Raw genomic sequence first — 17,296 nt, 5'->3', positions numbered from 1 at the left:
GCTGAACCACTCGGCCACTGAGCCAGCTCTGGCCGCCCATCCGGACAGCCCCAACGACGGGAGCCCTGCATGTCCGCCGAACTGATCTCGATACTCGTGCTGGTCGTGGTGTTCGTGATCGCCACGACCAGGTCGATCAACATGGGTGCGCTCGCCTTCGCCGCGGCCTTCGGGGTCGGCACGCTCGTGGCGGACATGAAGACCGACGACATCTTCAAAGGTTTCCCCGGCTCGTTGTTCGTCGTGCTGGTCGGGGTGACGTTCCTGTTCGCCATCGCCCGAGCCAACGGCACCACGGACTGGCTGGTGCACAGGGCGATCCGCTTGGTCGGCGGGCGGATCGCGTTGATGCCGTGGGTGATGTTCGCGATCACCGGCGTGCTGACGGCGATCGGCGCGGTGAGCCCGGCGGCGGTCGCGATCGTGGCGCCGATCGCGATGGGGTTCGCGGCCAAGTACAGGATCAGCCCGCTGCTGATGGGCGTGATGGTCGTGCACGGCGCGCAGGCCGGCGGGTTCTCCCCCATCAGCATCTACGGCACGATCGTCAACGGCATCGTGGCCAAGGAGGGCCTGCCGGGCAACGAGATCGTGCTGTTCCTGGCCAGCCTCGTGGTGAACCTGCTGATCGCCGTCGTGGTGTTCGTGGTGCTGGGCGGCATGAAGCTCGCGCGGCAGCCGCTGGACGCTCCGGTGGCGGTCCGCACCGGTGGGGGCGACGACAGTCTCGGTGGCGGAGTCGGCGACGACGGCGGTGAACAGGTCGAGGAGCGCGTCGCCCTGACCGCGCCGCGCATCGCGACCCTGCTCGGCCTGGCCGCGCTCGTCGTGGCGGCGCTGGTGTTCGACCTCGACGTCGGCCTCGCCGCGATCACGGTGGCCGTGCTGCTCAGCGTGGTGTGGCCGGAGACCTCGAAGCAGGCGATCACCCAGATCACCTGGCCGACCGTGCTGCTGATCTGCGGCATCCTCACCTACGTCGCCGTGCTGCAGACGATGGGCACGATCAAGTGGGCCGGCGACTCGGTCGCGAGCGTCGGCGCTCCCCTGCTGGCCGCTCTCCTGATCTGCTACATCGGCGCGATCGTGTCCGCGTTCGCCTCGTCGGTCGGCATCATGGGCGCGCTGATCCCGCTGGCCGTGCCGTTCCTGCTGCAGGGCGAGGTCAGCGCGATCGGCCTGATCGCGGCGCTGGCGGTGTCGGCGACCGTGGTCGACGTGAGTCCGTTCTCCACCAACGGCGCCCTGGTGCTGGCCGGTGCGCAGGACGTCGACCGCGACAAGTTCTTCAAGCAGCTGATGGTCTACGGCGGGATCATGGTCGCGGCGGCGCCGCCGCTGGTCTGGCTCGCCCTCGTCGTCCCGGGAATCTGGTGAGTCGATGTTCGCCCTGAAGTCAGACCGCGTCGCACTCCGCTTCGGCGACCGCACCCTCACCCACTCCGAACTGGCCGCCTGCGCCGGAGCGCTGGCACAGCAGCTGTCCGGCCTGCCTCGGGTGGCGGTGTGGGCGACGTCTTCACTGGAGACGTGCGTCGCGGTGGTCGCCGCCCTGCTCGCCGGGGTGCCCGCCGTGCCGCTCAACCCCAAGGTCGGCGAACGGGAGCTCGCGCACATCGTCGCCGACAGCGCGCCTGCCGCGGTGCTGGCGGCGCCCGGCGTGCGGCTCCCGTCCGGACTGGACTCGGTGCCGCGCCTCGACGTCACGCTCGACAGAGGTGACTTCGAGCCGTTCGCCGATCCGGGCGACGAGGCTCCCGCGCTGATCGTCTACACCTCCGGCACGACCGGGGCGCCGAAGGGCGTCGTGCTGCCGCGCCGGGCGATCGTGTCCACTCTGGACGCGGTCGCGCAGGCCTGGGAGTGGACCTCGTCCGACGTACTGGTGCACGCGTTGCCGTTGTTCCACGTGCACGGGCTGATCCTCGGCGTGCTCGGCCCGTTGCGACGGGAGGGCACGCTGCACCACCTCGGCAAGTTCTCCACCGAGGCGGTGGTGGAGGCGCTGGACGGCGACGCCACGATGATGTTCGGCGTTCCGACCATGTACCACCGCATCGCGGAGGAGGTCGGCGGCGACCTCGAGCTCGCCAACGCGTTGAGCGGGGCGCGGTTGCTGGTGTCGGGCTCGGCGGCCCTGCCGGTGCGCGACCACGAACGGATCGCCGCCGCGACCGGGCAGCGCGTGGTCGAGCGGTACGGGATGACCGAGACGCTGATGAACACCAGTGTCCGCGCGGACGGCGACCGCAGGCCGGGTGCGGTCGGCGTGCCGCTGCCCGGTGTCGAGGTGCGGCTGGTCGACGACGCCGGCCTCACGCTGGACGACGTCGGTGCGATCGGCGAGATCCAGGTGCGCGGGCCGAACCTGTTCACCGAGTACCTCAACCGGCCCGACGCCACCGCGGAGGCGTTCGCGGACGGCTGGTTCCGCACCGGTGACGTCGGCACGCGGGACGAGGACGGCTACTTCCGCATCGTCGGGCGCAAGGCCACCGACATCATCAAGAGCGGCGGCTACAAGATCGGCGCGGGCGAGATCGAGAACGCCCTGCTGGAACACCCCGGCGTCAAGGAGGTCGCGGTGACCGGCGAGCCCGACGACGACCTGGGCGAACGGATCGTCGCCTGGGTGGTGCCCGCAGGGGCGGAACCTCCGGCGGACGAGCTCGCCGACCACGTGGCGCGGCTGCTCACCCCGCACAAGCGGCCTCGGGTGGTGCGGTTCGTGGAGTCCCTGCCGCGCAACGACATGGGCAAGGTGATGAAGCGTGCTCTGCGGACGTGAGCCCGCCCGCGAGCTGATCGGGCGGCTGGCCTCGTCGTTCGCGGAGCTGCCGGACGACCAGGGACCGTCCGCAGTGGACGGACCGCTGGGCTGGCCCGGCTACGGCGACCAGCTCGCGCAGGCGGCCGCCGCCACCGGTGAACGAGAGTCCGTCGTCTGCGGCGTCGCGGAGATCGGTGGCATCACGACCGTGGTGGTGGCGTTCGAGTTCGGGTTCCTCGGCGGTTCGCTGGGAACCCGCACCGGCGCCCGCATCGAGCGGGCCTTCACGCATGCCCGCGAACGCCGCCTGCCCGTGGTCTCGCTCGTCGCGACCGGCGGCAGCCGCATGCAGGAGGGCACGCCCGCGTTGCTGCAGCTGCCCAGGATCGCCCGGCAGATCACGCTCACCCGCGAGGCCGGGCTGCCCCACGTCTCCGTGCTGCGCGACCCGACCACCGGCGGCGGCTGGGCGACGCTCGGGGCGGGCGCGGACGTCGTGCTGGGCCTGCGTGGCGCGCAGGTCGGGTTCGCCGGGTCACGGGTTCGTCCGCCGGGATACTCGGTGACGCAACAGTTCGCGGCCGGTCTGGTCGACCAGCTCATGCCGCCGGAGGAGTTGCGCGGCAGGCTGGAGCGCTGGCTGCGGCTGCTCACCACGACCGGCGGCGACGCCGCGCCCGTGCCGGCGGCGTTGGGCCAGACGACATTGCCGAAGACCGGCTGGGTCGCGGTGGTGCGCGCCCGCACGCTGGGACGTCCGCGCGCCAAGCAGTACCTGGCCTCCTACTTCGACTGGCACGAGCCGGTCAACGGCGACCGTGCCGGTGGCGTCGATCCCGGTGTGCTGTGCGGGTTCGGGCACCGCGACGGGCAGACCATCGCGTACGCGGCGCAGTGCGGCACGGCGACGCGGCCCGCCGGATTCCGCACGGCAGCCCGTCTCGTCCGGCTGGCGGACCGGCTGGGCGTACCGGTGCTGACGCTCGTGGACACACCGGGCGCGGCCAACGACGCGGCCGCCGAGAAGGCAGGGGTGGGCGCGGCGATCGCCGACCTGTTCACCGCGATCGCGGCCGCGCGCGTGCCGGTGACGACGCTGGTGATCGGCGAGGGTGGATCCGGCGGCGCGCTGGCGTTCGCCGCGCCGGACCGGATGTGGGTGACACCGGACAGCTACTTCGCGGTGATCTCACCGGAGCTCGCGAACGCGATCCTGAAACGGGATCCGGGGCGGGCGCGGCAGACGGCGGAGGAACTGCGGCTGCGGCCGCAGGACCTGGTCGAGCTGGGGGTGGCGCTGGGGATCGCCCAGCTCGACCAGTCCGCTGATCAGGCCACGGCCAGGTAGAGGAACGCCAGAAGCGAACTCGGGACGCAGATCGTCACGAGTCCGACGACGCCGTAGAACGGCTCCTTCTTCCGCACCATCGCGGCCAGCGCGCCCAGACCGGCGAGCACGGACACGACGAGCAACACCAGTACGACATACGACATGTGAGGTCCTCAGGGGTCGGTCAGGGGTTCGGGTAGCCGGAAGCGACCGCGTGAGGCGGTGCCCGGCTCGACCGATGACCTGCCGTCGTTCCCTCGACGCTCTGCGCGGCCGCGACGACGACCGTTGCCCGTCCCTGCGGTGGGCACGGGCCGGTCGCGGCACCGAGCAGCGCCCAGCAGATGTCCGGCGACGCCGTCGTGTGCACGTGGACGACCGAGACCGGGGCGTTGAGCCCCGATCCCTGCTGGTCGGCCGCACCGTCACGGGTGCTCGTGCCGACGAACGCCAGCAGCAGGGCCAGCAGGAGTGCCGGCCACCTCACTGAGCCGCTGCCCGCCTGCGCAGGAAGAACTCGCCGACCGGTTCCACGTACCGTGCCGCGATCGGGCCGATGATCGCCATCAGCAGCACGTACGCGGTGGCGAGCGCGGCCAGCTGCTCGCTCACGTGACCGGACGCGACCGCGAGACCGGCGATGACGATGGAGAACTCGCCACGCGCCACCAGGGCGGCACCGGTGCGGGCACGGCCCATCGGGCCGATGCCCTGTCTGCGCGCCGCCCACCAGCCCGTCGCGACCTTCGTGATCGTGGTGATCACGGCCAGCAGCACCGCCATGCCCAGCACGGGCGGGATCGAGCGCGGGTCGGTGTTCAGGCCGAAGACCACGAAGAACATCGCGGCGAACAGGTCTCGCAGCGGCTCCAGCAGGCGCGTCGCGTTCTCAGCCGTGGAGCCGGAGATCGCGATGCCCAGCAGGAACGCGCCGACCGCGGCGGACACCTGCAGCTCCGAGGCGATGCCGGCGACCAGCAGCGCGGAACCCAGGAGCTTGAGCAGGAACACCTCGTGGTCGGGACTGTCCACGATGGCCGAGATGACCCTGCCGTACTTCAGCGCCACCACCAGGACCACGGTGATCGCGAGCAGCGAGATGCCGACCGACGTGAGCCCGCCGACGAAGCTGACGCCCGCGAGCACGGCCGTGAGCACCGGCAGGTAGACGGCCATCGCCAGGTCCTCGAACACCAGCACCGAGAGGATCACCGGCGTCTCGCGGTTGCCGAGCCGGCCGAGGTCGCCCAGGACCTTGGCGATGATGCCGGACGACGAGATGTAGGTGACGCCGGCCATCGCGAGCGCGCCGACCGTGCCCCAGCCGAGCATGAGCGCGACGATCGCGCCGGGTGCCGCGTTGAGCACGATGTCGAGGACGCCGGCCATCCACGACTTCTTCAGACCGGTGGTCAGTTCGGACGCCGAGTACTCGAGCCCCAGCAGCAACAGGAGCAGCACCACGCCGATCTCGCTGGCGAGGTGGGTGAAGTTCTCGATGCCGTGCAACGGGATCAGCCCGCCGGAGCCGAACGCGAGACCGCCGACGAGGTAGAGCGGGATCGGCGAGATGCCGAATCTCCAGGCGAGGCGGCCGAGCAGGCCCAGTCCGAAGAAGACCGCACCCAGCTGGATCAGCGCGATCGTGGTGTCGTGCACTGGCTCAGCCGCCCGTCAGGATGTCCGCGGCGGCATCGAGACCGTCCGCGGTGCCGACGACGACCGCGAGGTCGCCGTTCTCGAACAGGAACTCGGGCCCTGGCGACGGATGCGCGTGGCCCGCACGCACGACCGCGACGATGGACGCGCCGGTGCGGGTGCGCAGCGCCGTGTCGCCGAGCGTGCGGGCCGCGAACGCGGTGACCGGCAGCTGACGTGTGGTGATCCCGGTGATGTCGGCGTGCTGCCGCGCGAGCTGCGTGACGAGCTGCGGCGCCCCGAGCAGCCCGGCCAGCGTGCCCGCCTCCTCCGGCGCCAGCGGGATCGACGCGGCGGTGGCGTCCGGGTCGTCCTGTTTGGACAGGATGAGCTCGAACTTCCCGTCGCGGTAGGAGATCACGCCGATCCGGCGGCCGGAACGGATGGAGAAGTCCTGCCTGACCCCTATGCCGGGCAGGGGCGTCACTTCGACGTTCACTCGAGTGTCCTAGGGTTCGATGAGCCCGGCGCGGATCGCGTACCGGGTGAGTTCGAGGCGGTCCTTCAGCCCGAGTTTCTGCAGCAGGTTGGCCCGGTGCCGCTCGACGGTCTTGACGCTGATCACGAGCATGTCCGCGATCTCCTTGGAGGAGTGGCCCTCCGCGACCAGCTTGAGGATCTCCTCCTCGCGGTCGGTGATCGCCTTGGCGGGGAAGCCGTTGCCCTCCTTGGCGCGGTCGAGGTAGTTGCGGATCAGCGAGTTCACCGCGCCGGGGTAGAGGAACGGCTCGCCGCGCATGGCACTGCGGCACGCCTCCACGAGGTCGCGGTCGGCGACGGACTTCAGCACGTACCCGGACGCGCCGGCCTTGAGCGCCTCGAAGAAGTACTGCTCGTTGTCGTACATCGTGAGGATGAGGATCCGCAGGTCCGGCTGGATGCGCGACAGTTCGCGCGCGGCCTGCAGCCCGGTCAGCCGCGGCATGGCGATGTCGAGGATCGCCAGGTCCGGCAGTTCCTTCTTGGCCTTGCTGATCGCCTCGGCCCCGTCACCGGCCTCACCGACGACCTCGAGGTCGGGTTCGTTGTCCAGGATCATCCGGACGCCGCGGCGCACGAGCGCGTGGTCGTCCGCGAGCAGGATGCGCACGGTCATTCGCCCTCCCCCTTGGCCTTCACGACGAGCCGGACCTCGGTGCCCGTCCTGGCAGGCCCGACCGCGAGCTCGGCACCGACCAGCAGCGCCCGCTCCCGCATGCCCCGGATGCCCGCACCCTCCTGGCTGCTGCCGATCCCCCTGCCGTTGTCGCGCAGTCGCAGCTCCACTTCGGACGTCCGTGCGGTCAGGCTGAGCTCGATCTCGTCGGCGTTCGCGTGACGAACCGTGTTGGTGAGGCCTTCCTGCGCGACGCGGTAGACGACCAGCTCCGTCTCGGCGTCCAGCGCGGGCAGGTTCTTGTCGAACGACCGCTTGATCGTGAGCCCGGCCGGCTCGCCGATCTCCCTGGTGAGGGCCTTGAGCGCGCTGACCAGCCCGAGTTCCTCCAGCACACCCGGCCTGAGCCTGCGCGCGATGCGGCGGATCTCGTCGAGCGTGCTGCGCGTGGTCTCCTGCACCTGCAGCAGTTCCTCGCGCGTCTCCTGCGGCGACTGGTCCGCGACCCGTTTGAGGCTCAGCAACACCGCCGTCAGCGACTGCCCGACCTCGTCGTGCAACTCCTGCGCCACCCGACGCCGCTCCGCCTCCTGCGCGGACAGCGCGATGGCCGAGCTGAACCCGCGCTCGGCCTCCAGCCGGTCGATCATGCTGTTGAACGTCGTGATCAGCTCGGCGATCTCCCCGTGCCCCTTCGCCGGCAACCGGGGCCCCGGCTTGAGCAGGTCGATCGTGGTCATCGCCCGCGTGAGCCTGCCGAGCGGCGCGAGCCCCACCCTGATCAGCACGGCGTTCGCGATCAGCATCACCACCAGCCCGGCCGCCAGCACGAGCACCTCGCGCAGCAGTGCCGGCGTGGACACCGTCGCGGGCCCGAACACCAGCAGAGCCGCGGCTGCTGCCAGGACCAGGGCGTTGAGCAGGAAGATCCGCCCGAACAACGACACACGCGCCGCCTCTCCGTGATCACTTCCCGCCACGCCTGCGAGGCTGACGGGCGAGGGCGCCACGTGTCCATCCGTGGCAACACCCATGTTCGCGGGGGTGGGGCAGGTGCGCCGGTCGGCGGGGTGCGCGAGGGCGTGGGGTGGGGACCGTCACGTCGGGGAAGTGACGTGGGTCGCGTAGGTGGTGGCGGGGCGTTCGGGCGCGCTGGAAGGCCAGGCCGGGTGCCAGCACTCACGATCGCCGCCAACCGCCGCCCACACCACTCCCAGGTTGAGTGCCAGGACGGATCGCCATCCCCCACCTGCCTGACGCATGGTGAGACCAGACGCCCTCAACCCCCAGCTGGGAGGCGCCCGATGACCACCACTCGCCGAAAGACCTGGCCGTTCCACGTGATCGCGCTAGCACTCATCGCAGCAGGTCTGCTGGTCCCGCACGCCCTGCTGGTTGCCGCCGGACTACTCCTGACGGGCTCGGTGGCCCTCAGGCCGGCCGCGGGATCGTGAACACCCGCAGGAACGTCCCGAGCAGCTCGCGCTCCCCCTCCAGCTCCACCACGCCGTCCCGCATCGCCGTCATGATCGCGCGGTAGGACGCCAGCTGGTCGTCGGCGAGCTTCGGGGTGATGACCAGGCCGGGCTTGACCGGGGACGGGCCGAGGCCAGCCGCCAGTGAGCCGTCGGTGACCACCGCGTGTGCCACCACGTCGCGGACGTGGATCTCCCAGGCCGCGGTGAGGCCGGCGGCTTCCGCATGCTGGAACACGGCGCGCATGTTCAGCACGACGCCCTCCGGCGAGACGACGTCGCCCGGTTGCGGATCGCCGAGTTGCGTGGCGCCCCAGCGGGCCAGGGACAGCATCGCCGGTTCCAGGGAGCGGCCCGCGTCGGTCAGGGCGTAGACGACGCCCCGTTGTGGCGCGGGGGCTACCTGGCGCTCGACGATGCCGGTCTGTTCGAGTTCCTTGAGGCGGGTGGCCAGCACGTTCGTCGGGATGCCCGCCAGGCCCGTCTGCAGCTCCGTGTACCTGCGCGGCCGCACCATGAGGTTGCGCACGATCAGCAACGCCCACCGCTCGCCGACGAGTTCCAGCGCGCGGGCGAGGCCGCAGTACTGGCCGAAGTCACGTCGCTTCACACGGCAACCGTAGCAAGCTTGTCGTCGAGCAGCCAACTGCGTGATGCAAAGCTCACTTGCAAAAAGCAAGCGTGCTGCCTACTGTCGGCCGCACTGCCGAAAACTCCCGAACCTGAAGGACGTGCGATGACCGCACTGCTCGATCGCACCGAGACGGCCGCGCGCCGGCCGTTCCTGTCACGCGGCGTGGGCTTCGCGGGCATCTCGGCCGCGATGGTCGCGATCCTGGTGGCGGCCGGGGCGCCAACGCCCCTGCTGCCCGTCTACCAGCACCAATGGGGCTTCGCGCCGTGGGTGCTGACGCTCGCGTTCGGCGTCTACGCGTTCTCGTTGCTGGTGGCGATCCTGGTGATCGGGTCGCTGTCGGACCACATCGGGCGGCGGCCGCTCATGATCGCCGCGCTCGGGATCGACCTCGTCGCGATGCTGATGTTCCTGGTCGCGCCGAGCATCGGCTGGGTCATCGCCGCACGGGTCGTGCAGGGTGTCGCCACCGGTGCGGCGTCCAGTGCGCTCAGTGCCGCGGTTGTCGAGCTTGCGCCGGAGCGGTTCAAGAAGCTCGGCGCCCAGATGACGAGCATGGCGCCGCTGGGCGGGCTCGCGATCGGCGCGCTCTTCGCGGGCGTGCTGGCCGAGTTCTCGTCCAACGCCGCGTTCGACGTGTGGTTCGTGCTCGCCGTGGTGATGGCGGCCGGGACGATCTTCGCGGTCTTCACGCCGGAGACCGCGACGCGCAAGCCGGGCGCGATCGCCTCGCTCAACCCCCGCATCTCGCTGCCCGTCCAGGTGCGCAGGCTCTACTGGACCTCGGTTCCCGGCATCGTCGGCGGGTTCATGACGATGACGGCGTTCATGGGACTCGTGCCCGCGCTGCTGGTCGCCGTGTTCGCCGTGAAGAGCCCGATCGTCGGTTCACTGCTGGCCTTCGTCGCGCTCGGAGCGTCCACTGTGGCCTCGGCGTTCAGCAGCGGGGTCAGGGCACCGAGGCTCCGGCTCGGTGGCACGCTCGCGATGGTCGCGGGCGCCGTCCTGTTCATCGCCAGCATCGGCACCACCTCGCTGCCCCTGCTCTGGGCGGCCGCGATCGTCGGCGGCAGCGGGATCGGCGCCTCGTTCGCCGGCACCACCCGCGGGCTCGTGCCCGAGGTCGCGCCGCACGAACGCGCGGGGCTGTTCACCGCGATCTTCTTCGTCGGCTATCTCGCGATGGGCAGCTCGGCGATCATCGCGGGACTGCTCGTCGGCGTCGTCGGCCCGACGACCATGGCGATCGGCTACGGGGTCGTCGTCGCGATCGTGGCGCTGGTCAGCGTGGTCGCGATGGTCCGCCTCAACCGGAAGTGATCTTGTCGGCCTGGACGTGCGTGCGGACCCCCTGCGGATCGAACAGGATCAGCAGCTCGACCGCGCCGCCGTCCGCGCTGCCCAGCCAGTGCGGTTTCGCGGTGTCGAACTCGGCGGCCTCACCCGGCGGCAACGTCAGGTCGAGGTCGTCGAGCACCAGCCGCAACCGTCCGTTCAGGACGTAGAGCCACTCGAACCCGTCGTGCGTCTTCAGAGCGGGCTTCAACGGCACCGGCACGGCGGGGATGAGCATCTTGAACGACTGCACCCCGCCCGGCCGCCGCGACAACGGCACGAACGTCATGCCGTACTTGTTGATCGGCTTGAGGTGGATGCGCGGGTCGCCGGTCCGCGGGGCGCCGACGAGGTCGTCCAGCGGCACGTCGTAGGTGCGCGACAGCGGTAGCAGCAGCTCCAGGGTCGCCCGGCGCTGCCCGCTCTCCAGCCGCGACAGGGTGCTCTCCGAGATCCCCGTCGTCGTCGCCAGGTCGGCCAGCGTGATGCCGCGGTGCCGGCGCAACGTCCGCAGCCGCGCGCCCACCCCGTCGAGAACGTCCTCGGTTTCGCGGTTCACGGGCCCGAGCTTGCCACACTGGCAAGTTTTCGTGCCAGTTACAGCAACCTCCTCGCAAGCTGGGTCCATGAAACGCCTACTGGTCGCCGTGCTGCTCGTGATCACGGCATGTTCCACGCCTCAACCAGAACCGCACGCCCAGATCACCCAGCACGACCCGGCCTTCCAGAAGACCTTCCGGCACGAGTTCGCCGAGGTCGACGGCCTGAACATCCACTACGTCACCGGCGGCAGCGGCACTCCGGTCGTGCTGATCCACGGCTGGCCGCAGACCTGGTACGGCTGGTGGCCGATCATGCCCGCGCTCGCCGAACACCACACCGTCTACGCGATCGACCTGCCCGGTCTCGGCGACAGCACCGGCACGCCGAAGGGCTACGACAAGGCCACCCTTGCCCGGTACGTCCACGCGTTGACCAGCAAGCTCGGCCTCCGGGACGCCTCGATCGTCGGCCACGACCTCGGCGCGGCCGTCGCGTTCCAGTACGCCAGCCAGTTCCCGCAGGACACCGCCCGCCTCGGCTACCTCGACCTGCCGCTGCCGGGTCCGGCGATCGACGCGCGCACCTACCGCTCCCTGAGCTGGCACATCGCGTTCCACTCCCAGCGCGAGGTGCCCGAGGCGATCGTCCAGGACGATGTCCGCGACTACCTCAGGCTCTTCTACCCGCAGGTCGCCTACCAGGGCAGCGCGTTCGGCGGCACGTCCACGAAATCCCCGTTCGCGGACAACGAGATCGACGAGTACGCGCGGACGTACGGCAAGGCCCTGTCGAACGGCTTCGAGCTGTACCGCGCGCTCGACCAGGATGTCCGCGACACTGAAAAAGCTCTCCCTGCGCAGGCCCCGACCCTGGTCATGGCCGCGGAAGGCCAGGCGGAGGCGATCAAGGGCACGGCGGCACCGCGGATGACGAACATCGTGCGAGCACTCGACGTCCCGAAAGCGGGCCACTGGCTCGTCGAGGAGAACCCGGAGTTCGTCACCGCCGAACTGCTGCGCTTCCTCAGTTCATGACCGGCACGCGGTCGGCCCACGGCAGCGCCTCTTCCAGCTGCGCCGCAAGCTTGATCAGCAGCGACTCCCCCGCGAGCGGCGCGACGAACTGGACGCCGAGCGGCAGCCCGTCCGTCGTCCAGTGCAGCGGCAACGACAGGGCGGGCCTGCCGGTGATGTTCGCGAGCTGCGTGTACGGCACCCAGCCGAGGTTGTCGGAGATCATGTCCTCGACGATCCGGGTGTGCTTGAGGAATCGGGCCGTGCCCGTCTTGAGCAGCACGTCGGTCGCCCGTTGCAGCGACGCCGGCAGGTCGAACTGGCCGATCTCGGGCGGCGGGGTCGCGAGCGTCGGCGTCAGCAGCAGGTCGTAGGACTCGAAGTACGTGCTCAGCCGGCGGGTGTGCTCGTGCCGCCGCTGCACCGCGTCCACGTAGTCGACGCTGCTCGTGGCCCGTCCCAGCGCGGCCATGAGCAGCGTGTCGCGTTCGAACGCGTCGTCCGGTGCCCCGGTCAGGCGCTTCGCCTCGGTGACCTTCCAGGCGAGGTTCACGAACCAGGTCAGCAGGAAGTCCTTCGCGAGCGCAGCGTCGTCGAACGGCGCCTGCGGCAGTTCCTCGACGTGGTGGCCGAGCGCGGTGAGCACCTGCACGGCGGACGCGACGGCCGCGACCGCCTCGGGGTGCGGGTCGGGGTTGATCGCCGACGGCACCCGGACGCCGATCCGCAGCGTGCCCGGCGCCTGGCCGACGCAGGAGGCGAACGACTCGGCGGGCAGCGCGGGCGAGTACGGCCCGGCGAGCTCACCGCCGCAGATGACGTCGAGCATCCTGGCCGTGTCGCGGACCGTGCGCGAGACGACGCCCTGGACCGCCGCGCCGTGCATCATCTCGGCGGTCTCCGGGCCGAACGGCGTGAGTCCTCGGCCAGGCTTCAGCCCGACGAGCCCGCAGCACGCGGCCGGGATCCGGGTCGAGCCGCCACCGTCGTTCGCGCCGGCGCACGGCACGATCCCGGCGGCGACCGCGGCGGCGGAGCCACCCGACGAACCGCCGGGGGTCCGGTCCAGGTTCCACGGGTTGCGCGCGGGACCCCACACGGTCGACTCGCTGATCGCCTTGGCGCCGAACTCCGGCAGGTTGGTCTTGCCGAAGATCACCAGGCCGGCGTCGATCCAGCGCTGCACGACGGTCGAGTGCTCTGCGACCTTCAGCGCCTGCAGCGAGCGCGACCCGTTCGAGGTCGGCAGGCCCGCGTAGTCCTGGCCGAGGTCCTTGATCAGGAACGGCACCCCGGCGAACGGGCCGGTGAGGTCGTCGGACGGCTCCGCCGGGACGTCCCGCACGATGGCGTTGAGCCGCGGGTTCACCTCGGCGGCGCGCTCCCGTGCCACGGCGAGGAGCTCGGCCGCGGACACCTGCCCGTCCGCGACGAGCCGGGCCAGCCCGGTGGCGTCGTACTTGCGGTACTCGTCGAAGTCCACGCGCTCAAGGTAGCTGTTCGGCCACGCCGAAGATGGTTTCCCGCACGACCGCCGGTGTTTCCTGCGGAATGAGATGCCCCGCACCCTCGACGACGACCGTCTTGCCGCGCGGGGCGGCGTCCATCAGGGCGGCCGCGTACTCGTTGAACAGCGGGCGCCACTTGGCCATCCCCCGCTCGACCAGTCCCGCCTGCAGGCAGACCGTCGGCACGTCCGGCGTGCCCTTCGCCTGCACCCGGCGCATCACGGGCAGCGCGGCCGCGATCTGCCGAGCTTCCCGGGCGCCCGCCTTCATCGCCCGTGCGGTGGCGTAGTCGCGGGTCATGATCTCCACGTCGGCCGCGGAGATCTCCGGCGAGACCCCGTTGCGGAAGGTCTGCCGTTTGATCAGACCCTTGCCGCCCAGACGCGCCACCACGGCCATGAGGCTGAAGAACCTGGCCGCCACCTTGGCGTTCCGAGTGGACATGATCTCGGCGAGGGTCGCGTCCACGAACACCATCCCGGCCACGCGCTCCGGGTGCCGGTCGGCGAACACGCGGATGATCGGCCCGCCCCAGCTGTGCCCGACGAGCACCACCGGATCGGTCTCGCCGAGCGCGTCGAGCACCGCGGTCAGGTCGTCCACGATCCGGTCGAGCGTGCGGTCGTGCGGGTCGACGTCGCTGCCTCCGTACCCCGCGCGGTCGTAGGCGAGAGTGCGGTAACGGGCGCTCACCTCGCGTTGCGTGTGGATCCACGACGAGCCGGGCGCGCTCATCCCCGCCTCGAAGACGATCAGCGGTCCGGTGCCCTCCCCCGCCGTGACGGCGCGGATCGCCCGCCCGTCCGGCAGGCTGACGATCTTCTCCAGCATCGTGGAACCCCTCACTGGTGCCAGCTCGGCGGGTGGAGCCCGTCCCACAGCGCCGCGCTTTCCAGCTGTGCGGCGAGGGCGAGCAGTTCGGCGTCACGGCGGTTGCGGCCGACGAGGTGCACGCCGTGCGGCAGCCCCTCGTCGTCCACATGCGACGGAAGCGAGATCGCGGGCACCCCGGCGAGGTTCGCCCACGGCGTGTGGCAGGACCACTTCAGCATCAGGTCGGCCTCGTCGCCGGCGTAGTAGCCGATCGGGACCGGCGGGCCGTTGGTCGTGGGCGTCAGCACGACGTCGTAGTCGTCCACCGCGGCCAGGAACGTGCTGGCGTAACGGGCGAGCAGCGACTGGGCCATCACGACGTCGTTGGCGGACAACGTCTCGTTGATGGCGAGGAGGTGCCTTGTGTACGGGCGCAGCAGCTCGACCCGTTCCGGCGGCACCATCAGCTGGGTCACGGCGCCCACCTGGTAGGCGAACCAGGCCAGGACCGCACTGGTCACGGGCTCGTCGAGACGGGCGGGCAGCGGGATCTCCCGCACCTCGTGCCCAAGTCCCGTGAGCACCTCCGCGGTGCGCCGCACGGCCAGTTCCGCCTGCGGGTCGACGTCCTGGTCGAGACCCGTGTCGGTCCACATCGCGACCTTGAGCGGACGCCGGAGCCTCAACGCGGAGGCGAAACTGCCCTCGTTGCGCCACCCGTACAGGTCGCCCGGCGCGGCGAACGCCATCACGTCCAGCAGCAGCGCCGCGTCCTCGACGGTGCGCGCGATCGGCCCCTCGGTGCTCGCGACGAGGAACGACGTGGCGGGCGCCGGGCTCACCAGGCCGCGGCTCGGTTTCATCCCGACGAGGTGGCAGGTCGCCGCGGGGGTGCGGATCGAGCCCGCGCCGTCGCTGGCGTGCGCCACGGGCAGCAGTCCGGCGGCGACCGCCGTGGCCGCGCCGCCGCTGGATCCACTCGAGTACCGCGTGGGGGCGTAAGGAGTCACCGCCGGTCTCGGGGTGACGTCGTTCTCGGTGTAGCAGGTAGCGCCGAACTCCGAGGTGTTCGTCTTGCCCAGCACGACCGCGCCCGCCTGCCGCAGCAGTCCGACGGTCCAGGAGTCCTCCGGCGGCACGAACCCGGCCAGCGCCGCCGATCCGAACGTCGTGGGGATGCCGGCCGTGGCGGCGAGGTCCTTGATGCCCAGCGGTAGTCCGAGCAACGGGGCGAGGTCTCCCCCGGCCAGCCGCTCATCGGCCCGCGCGGCCTCCGCGAGCGCGTTCTCGTTGAGCGTCACGAACGCGCCGAGGTCCGCGTGCCGTTCGATGCGGGCCAGGTAGTGCTCGGTCAGTTCGAGGGAGCTGATCTCCTTGGCTCGCAAGGCATCCAGCTGTTGCGCCGCCGTGAGTTCGTGCAGGCTCATGGTTTCACCGGTGCCGCGGTGAGCAGGCGGTGCACCGAGTCGGTCACCACGTCGAGCTCCGCGGACGTCAGCGGTTCGCCGCCGAACATCCGCCGGTGCATCAGCGGGCCTTCCAGCAGGTTGCCGACGAACGGCAGTTCCGGCACCTCGACGATCTCACCGCGCCGCACCGCCCGTGCGATCGCGTCGACCAACGGCTGCGACCGCCGCGCGACCAGCGAGCGGAACGTCCGCTCGGCCTCGGCGTCCCCGCGCAGGTCCGCCAGGAAGCCGACCAGGCCGTCGTTCCACGGCTCGTCCCAGGCCCCCGCCAGGTCCTGCGCGAACGCCCTGAGGTCGCCGAGCAGCGTGCCGGAGTCGGGATCGGGCACGGGCGGCAGATACGTGTCGAGCACGTCCGCCACCAGCCGCACCTTGCTGCGCCAGCGCCGGTACACGTCGGTCCTGTGCGCGCCGGCCTGGGCCGCGACCTGCGTCAACGTCAGCGCGTCGTAGCCGTTCGTGGTCAGCAGCGACCACGCCGTCGCCAGCAACCGCTGTTCGAGATCGGGATCCCGCGGACGCCCCGCCACCGGCAGCCCTCCAATTCGCAACAAGTTGTAGCGATACCGTAGGGCTCCCAGGACGTCATCACAAGTGGCCGTTGCCCAGCTGCCTCATCGCGGCCTCCACCCCGACGTCCAGCGCGTCCTGCATGACGCGCGCCCGCCGTTCCGTGCGGCCGATCACGGCACTGCCCAGCGGCGGGCGGATCTGCAGGCAGGCCGGATGGGTGGCGAGCAGCTCCTCGTCCTCCGCCCTGATCTCCTCGCGGCGCAACCAGTTCGCCACGACCCCCGGCGCGTGCCGGGCGAACCAGCGCGACAGCACGAACCGTTCACCACGGGACGGCGGCGTCCCCACGGACTCGTCCTCACGCCGCGTGCGCAACGCGACGACGTGCGTCGCTCCCTGTGCGATCGCCGTGCCGACGGGGATCGTCTCGCTCAGCCCCGCGTCCACGTACGGGCGGCCGTCGATCCGCACGGGGTCGCCGGCGAGGAACGGCATCGCGGCCGACGCCCGCAGCGCGGTCTGCAGGCTCAGCTGGTCGCGCACGTACCCGTGCAGGTCGGCCGCCTCACCGGTCAGCCCGTCGGTGGCCATCGGGTGGAACTCGACGGGGTTGTCGAGGATCTCCTGGAACCCCATCGGATGCACCTCGGTGTAGATGGTGTGCACGAGGTGCCGGGTGTCCACGACCGGCCGCTTGCCGAACGCGCGGCGCGGGTTGATCGTCGTGCGCATGACGGCCGGGTCCCACCACGCGTGCTTGCTCCTGTCCGCCCGGCCGCAGAGCAGCCAGGCGGCGTTCAGCGACCCGGCCGAGCTGCCGTAGACGGCGTCGAACAACGGCAGCAGCCCCAGCCGTTCGATCGCGACCGTCATCCCGCTCGAGTAGACGCCGCGCGAACTCCCGCCCTCGACCAGCAGCACCAGCCGGGCGTCGTCGTTCCGTTGTCCCGGAAGGCTTTGCTGTCGTTTCCGCTCGCGCAGCAGATCGAGAACCGTCACGTCCGAAACCCTATCTGCGGAGGTCGGGCCGCGCTGCTAATGTGAAAGTGAGATCAACCGCCCTCGATGAGGAGCTCGACGTGCTGGTGGGTGAAGACGA

General features: G+C 70.9%; 19 protein-coding genes. 6 read left to right on the top strand and 13 right to left on the bottom strand.

Annotation, left to right across the window (positions count from 1 at the left end):
* Positions 1 to 69 precede the first annotated feature (69 nt).
* The 3 genes from ACSHWB_RS32910 to ACSHWB_RS32900 are packed head-to-tail and all read left to right on the top strand — an operon-like array spanning position 70 to position 4,118.
* Complete coding sequence (locus ACSHWB_RS32910; protein ID WP_439657174.1) at positions 70 to 1,377, top strand: SLC13 family permease; 1,308 nt, start codon at positions 70 to 72, stop codon at positions 1,375 to 1,377.
* A gap of 4 nt (positions 1,378 to 1,381) precedes the next feature.
* Positions 1,382 to 2,788 (top strand): acyl-CoA synthetase, encoded by a 1,407-nt coding sequence (locus tag ACSHWB_RS32905; protein ID WP_439657173.1) that lies wholly within the window; start codon positions 1,382 to 1,384, stop codon positions 2,786 to 2,788.
* Positions 2,772 to 4,118, top strand: a complete 1,347-nt coding sequence (locus ACSHWB_RS32900; protein WP_439657172.1) for a carboxyl transferase domain-containing protein — start codon at positions 2,772 to 2,774, stop codon at positions 4,116 to 4,118. The genes ACSHWB_RS32905 and ACSHWB_RS32900 overlap by 17 nt, the downstream gene beginning before the upstream one ends.
* Here the strand turns inward: ACSHWB_RS32900 and ACSHWB_RS32895 are convergent.
* From ACSHWB_RS32895 to ACSHWB_RS32870, 6 genes are read right to left on the bottom strand one after another with little or no spacing between them, the layout of a single operon-like run.
* A complete protein-coding gene (locus ACSHWB_RS32895) occupies positions 4,100 to 4,264 on the bottom strand; it encodes a hypothetical protein (RefSeq protein ID WP_439657171.1) in 165 nt (54 codons plus the stop codon). The two genes, ACSHWB_RS32900 and ACSHWB_RS32895, sit on opposite strands and share 19 nt — an antisense overlap.
* A 20-nt stretch (positions 4,265 to 4,284) precedes the next feature.
* Positions 4,285 to 4,587: a hypothetical protein gene (locus tag ACSHWB_RS32890; protein ID WP_439657170.1), complete on the bottom strand. Its 303-nt coding sequence runs from the start codon at positions 4,585 to 4,587 to the stop codon at positions 4,285 to 4,287.
* The gene (locus ACSHWB_RS32885; protein ID WP_439657169.1) at positions 4,584 to 5,759 is read right to left on the bottom strand and encodes a cation:proton antiporter; all 1,176 of its coding nucleotides are present in this window, start codon (positions 5,757 to 5,759) and stop codon (positions 4,584 to 4,586) included. The genes ACSHWB_RS32890 and ACSHWB_RS32885 overlap by 4 nt, the downstream gene beginning before the upstream one ends.
* A gap of 4 nt (positions 5,760 to 5,763) precedes the next feature.
* On the bottom strand, positions 5,764 to 6,237 hold the full coding sequence (locus ACSHWB_RS32880; RefSeq protein WP_439657168.1) for a cation:proton antiporter regulatory subunit: 474 nt from the start codon (positions 6,235 to 6,237) through the stop codon (positions 5,764 to 5,766).
* 9 nt (positions 6,238 to 6,246) lie between these two features.
* The gene (locus ACSHWB_RS32875) at positions 6,247 to 6,894 is read right to left on the bottom strand and encodes a response regulator (protein WP_439657167.1); all 648 of its coding nucleotides are present in this window, start codon (positions 6,892 to 6,894) and stop codon (positions 6,247 to 6,249) included.
* The gene (locus ACSHWB_RS32870) at positions 6,891 to 7,874 is read right to left on the bottom strand and encodes a HAMP domain-containing sensor histidine kinase (RefSeq protein WP_439657166.1); all 984 of its coding nucleotides are present in this window, start codon (positions 7,872 to 7,874) and stop codon (positions 6,891 to 6,893) included. Before ACSHWB_RS32870 ends, ACSHWB_RS32875 begins: the two co-directional genes overlap by 4 nt.
* A 324-nt stretch (positions 7,875 to 8,198) precedes the next feature.
* Between ACSHWB_RS32870 and ACSHWB_RS32865 the strand changes: the two genes are divergently transcribed.
* The gene (locus tag ACSHWB_RS32865) at positions 8,199 to 8,348 is read left to right on the top strand and encodes a hypothetical protein (RefSeq protein ID WP_439657165.1); all 150 of its coding nucleotides are present in this window, start codon (positions 8,199 to 8,201) and stop codon (positions 8,346 to 8,348) included.
* Here ACSHWB_RS32865 and ACSHWB_RS32860 read toward each other — a convergent pair.
* The gene (locus tag ACSHWB_RS32860; RefSeq protein WP_439657164.1) at positions 8,326 to 8,979 is read right to left on the bottom strand and encodes a winged helix-turn-helix transcriptional regulator; all 654 of its coding nucleotides are present in this window, start codon (positions 8,977 to 8,979) and stop codon (positions 8,326 to 8,328) included. The two genes, ACSHWB_RS32865 and ACSHWB_RS32860, sit on opposite strands and share 23 nt — an antisense overlap.
* 126 nt (positions 8,980 to 9,105) lie before the next feature.
* On the opposite strand from ACSHWB_RS32860, the gene ACSHWB_RS32855 reads away from it, so the two are divergent.
* Positions 9,106 to 10,323, top strand: a complete 1,218-nt coding sequence (locus ACSHWB_RS32855) for an MFS transporter (protein ID WP_439657163.1) — start codon at positions 9,106 to 9,108, stop codon at positions 10,321 to 10,323.
* On the opposite strand, the gene ACSHWB_RS32850 is transcribed toward ACSHWB_RS32855, so the two are convergent.
* Positions 10,310 to 10,897, bottom strand: a complete 588-nt coding sequence (locus ACSHWB_RS32850; protein ID WP_439657162.1) for a helix-turn-helix domain-containing protein — start codon at positions 10,895 to 10,897, stop codon at positions 10,310 to 10,312. The two genes, ACSHWB_RS32855 and ACSHWB_RS32850, sit on opposite strands and share 14 nt — an antisense overlap.
* Positions 10,898 to 10,964: 67 nt before the next feature.
* On the opposite strand from ACSHWB_RS32850, the gene ACSHWB_RS32845 reads away from it, so the two are divergent.
* Entirely contained in the window at positions 10,965 to 11,915 is a 951-nt protein-coding gene (locus tag ACSHWB_RS32845) for an alpha/beta fold hydrolase (RefSeq protein ID WP_439657161.1), read from the top strand.
* Here the strand turns inward: ACSHWB_RS32845 and ACSHWB_RS32840 are convergent.
* Genes ACSHWB_RS32840 through ACSHWB_RS32820 form a run of 5 tightly spaced genes read right to left on the bottom strand, consistent with a single transcriptional unit; the run spans position 11,905 to position 17,196 of the window.
* Complete coding sequence (locus ACSHWB_RS32840; protein ID WP_439657160.1) at positions 11,905 to 13,377, bottom strand: amidase; 1,473 nt, start codon at positions 13,375 to 13,377, stop codon at positions 11,905 to 11,907. The genes ACSHWB_RS32845 and ACSHWB_RS32840 overlap by 11 nt on opposite strands.
* A 4-nt stretch (positions 13,378 to 13,381) precedes the next feature.
* Positions 13,382 to 14,233, bottom strand: coding sequence for an alpha/beta fold hydrolase (locus ACSHWB_RS32835; RefSeq protein ID WP_439657159.1), 852 nt, complete (start codon positions 14,231 to 14,233; stop codon positions 13,382 to 13,384).
* An 11-nt stretch (positions 14,234 to 14,244) separates the two neighbouring features.
* Positions 14,245 to 15,642, bottom strand: a complete 1,398-nt coding sequence (locus ACSHWB_RS32830; protein WP_439657158.1) for an amidase — start codon at positions 15,640 to 15,642, stop codon at positions 14,245 to 14,247.
* On the bottom strand, positions 15,639 to 16,238 hold the full coding sequence (locus ACSHWB_RS32825) for a TetR/AcrR family transcriptional regulator (RefSeq protein ID WP_439657157.1): 600 nt from the start codon (positions 16,236 to 16,238) through the stop codon (positions 15,639 to 15,641). The genes ACSHWB_RS32830 and ACSHWB_RS32825 overlap by 4 nt, the downstream gene beginning before the upstream one ends.
* 34 nt (positions 16,239 to 16,272) lie before the next feature.
* Entirely contained in the window at positions 16,273 to 17,196 is a 924-nt protein-coding gene (locus ACSHWB_RS32820) for a patatin-like phospholipase family protein (RefSeq protein ID WP_439657156.1), read from the bottom strand.
* Between the last annotated feature and the right edge of the window lie 100 nt (positions 17,197 to 17,296).

It is taken from the genome of Lentzea sp. HUAS TT2 (assembly GCF_051853195.1).
GTDB lineage: Bacteria > Actinomycetota > Actinomycetes > Mycobacteriales > Pseudonocardiaceae > Lentzea.
This window is presented reverse-complemented; position numbering and strand designations above follow the sequence as displayed.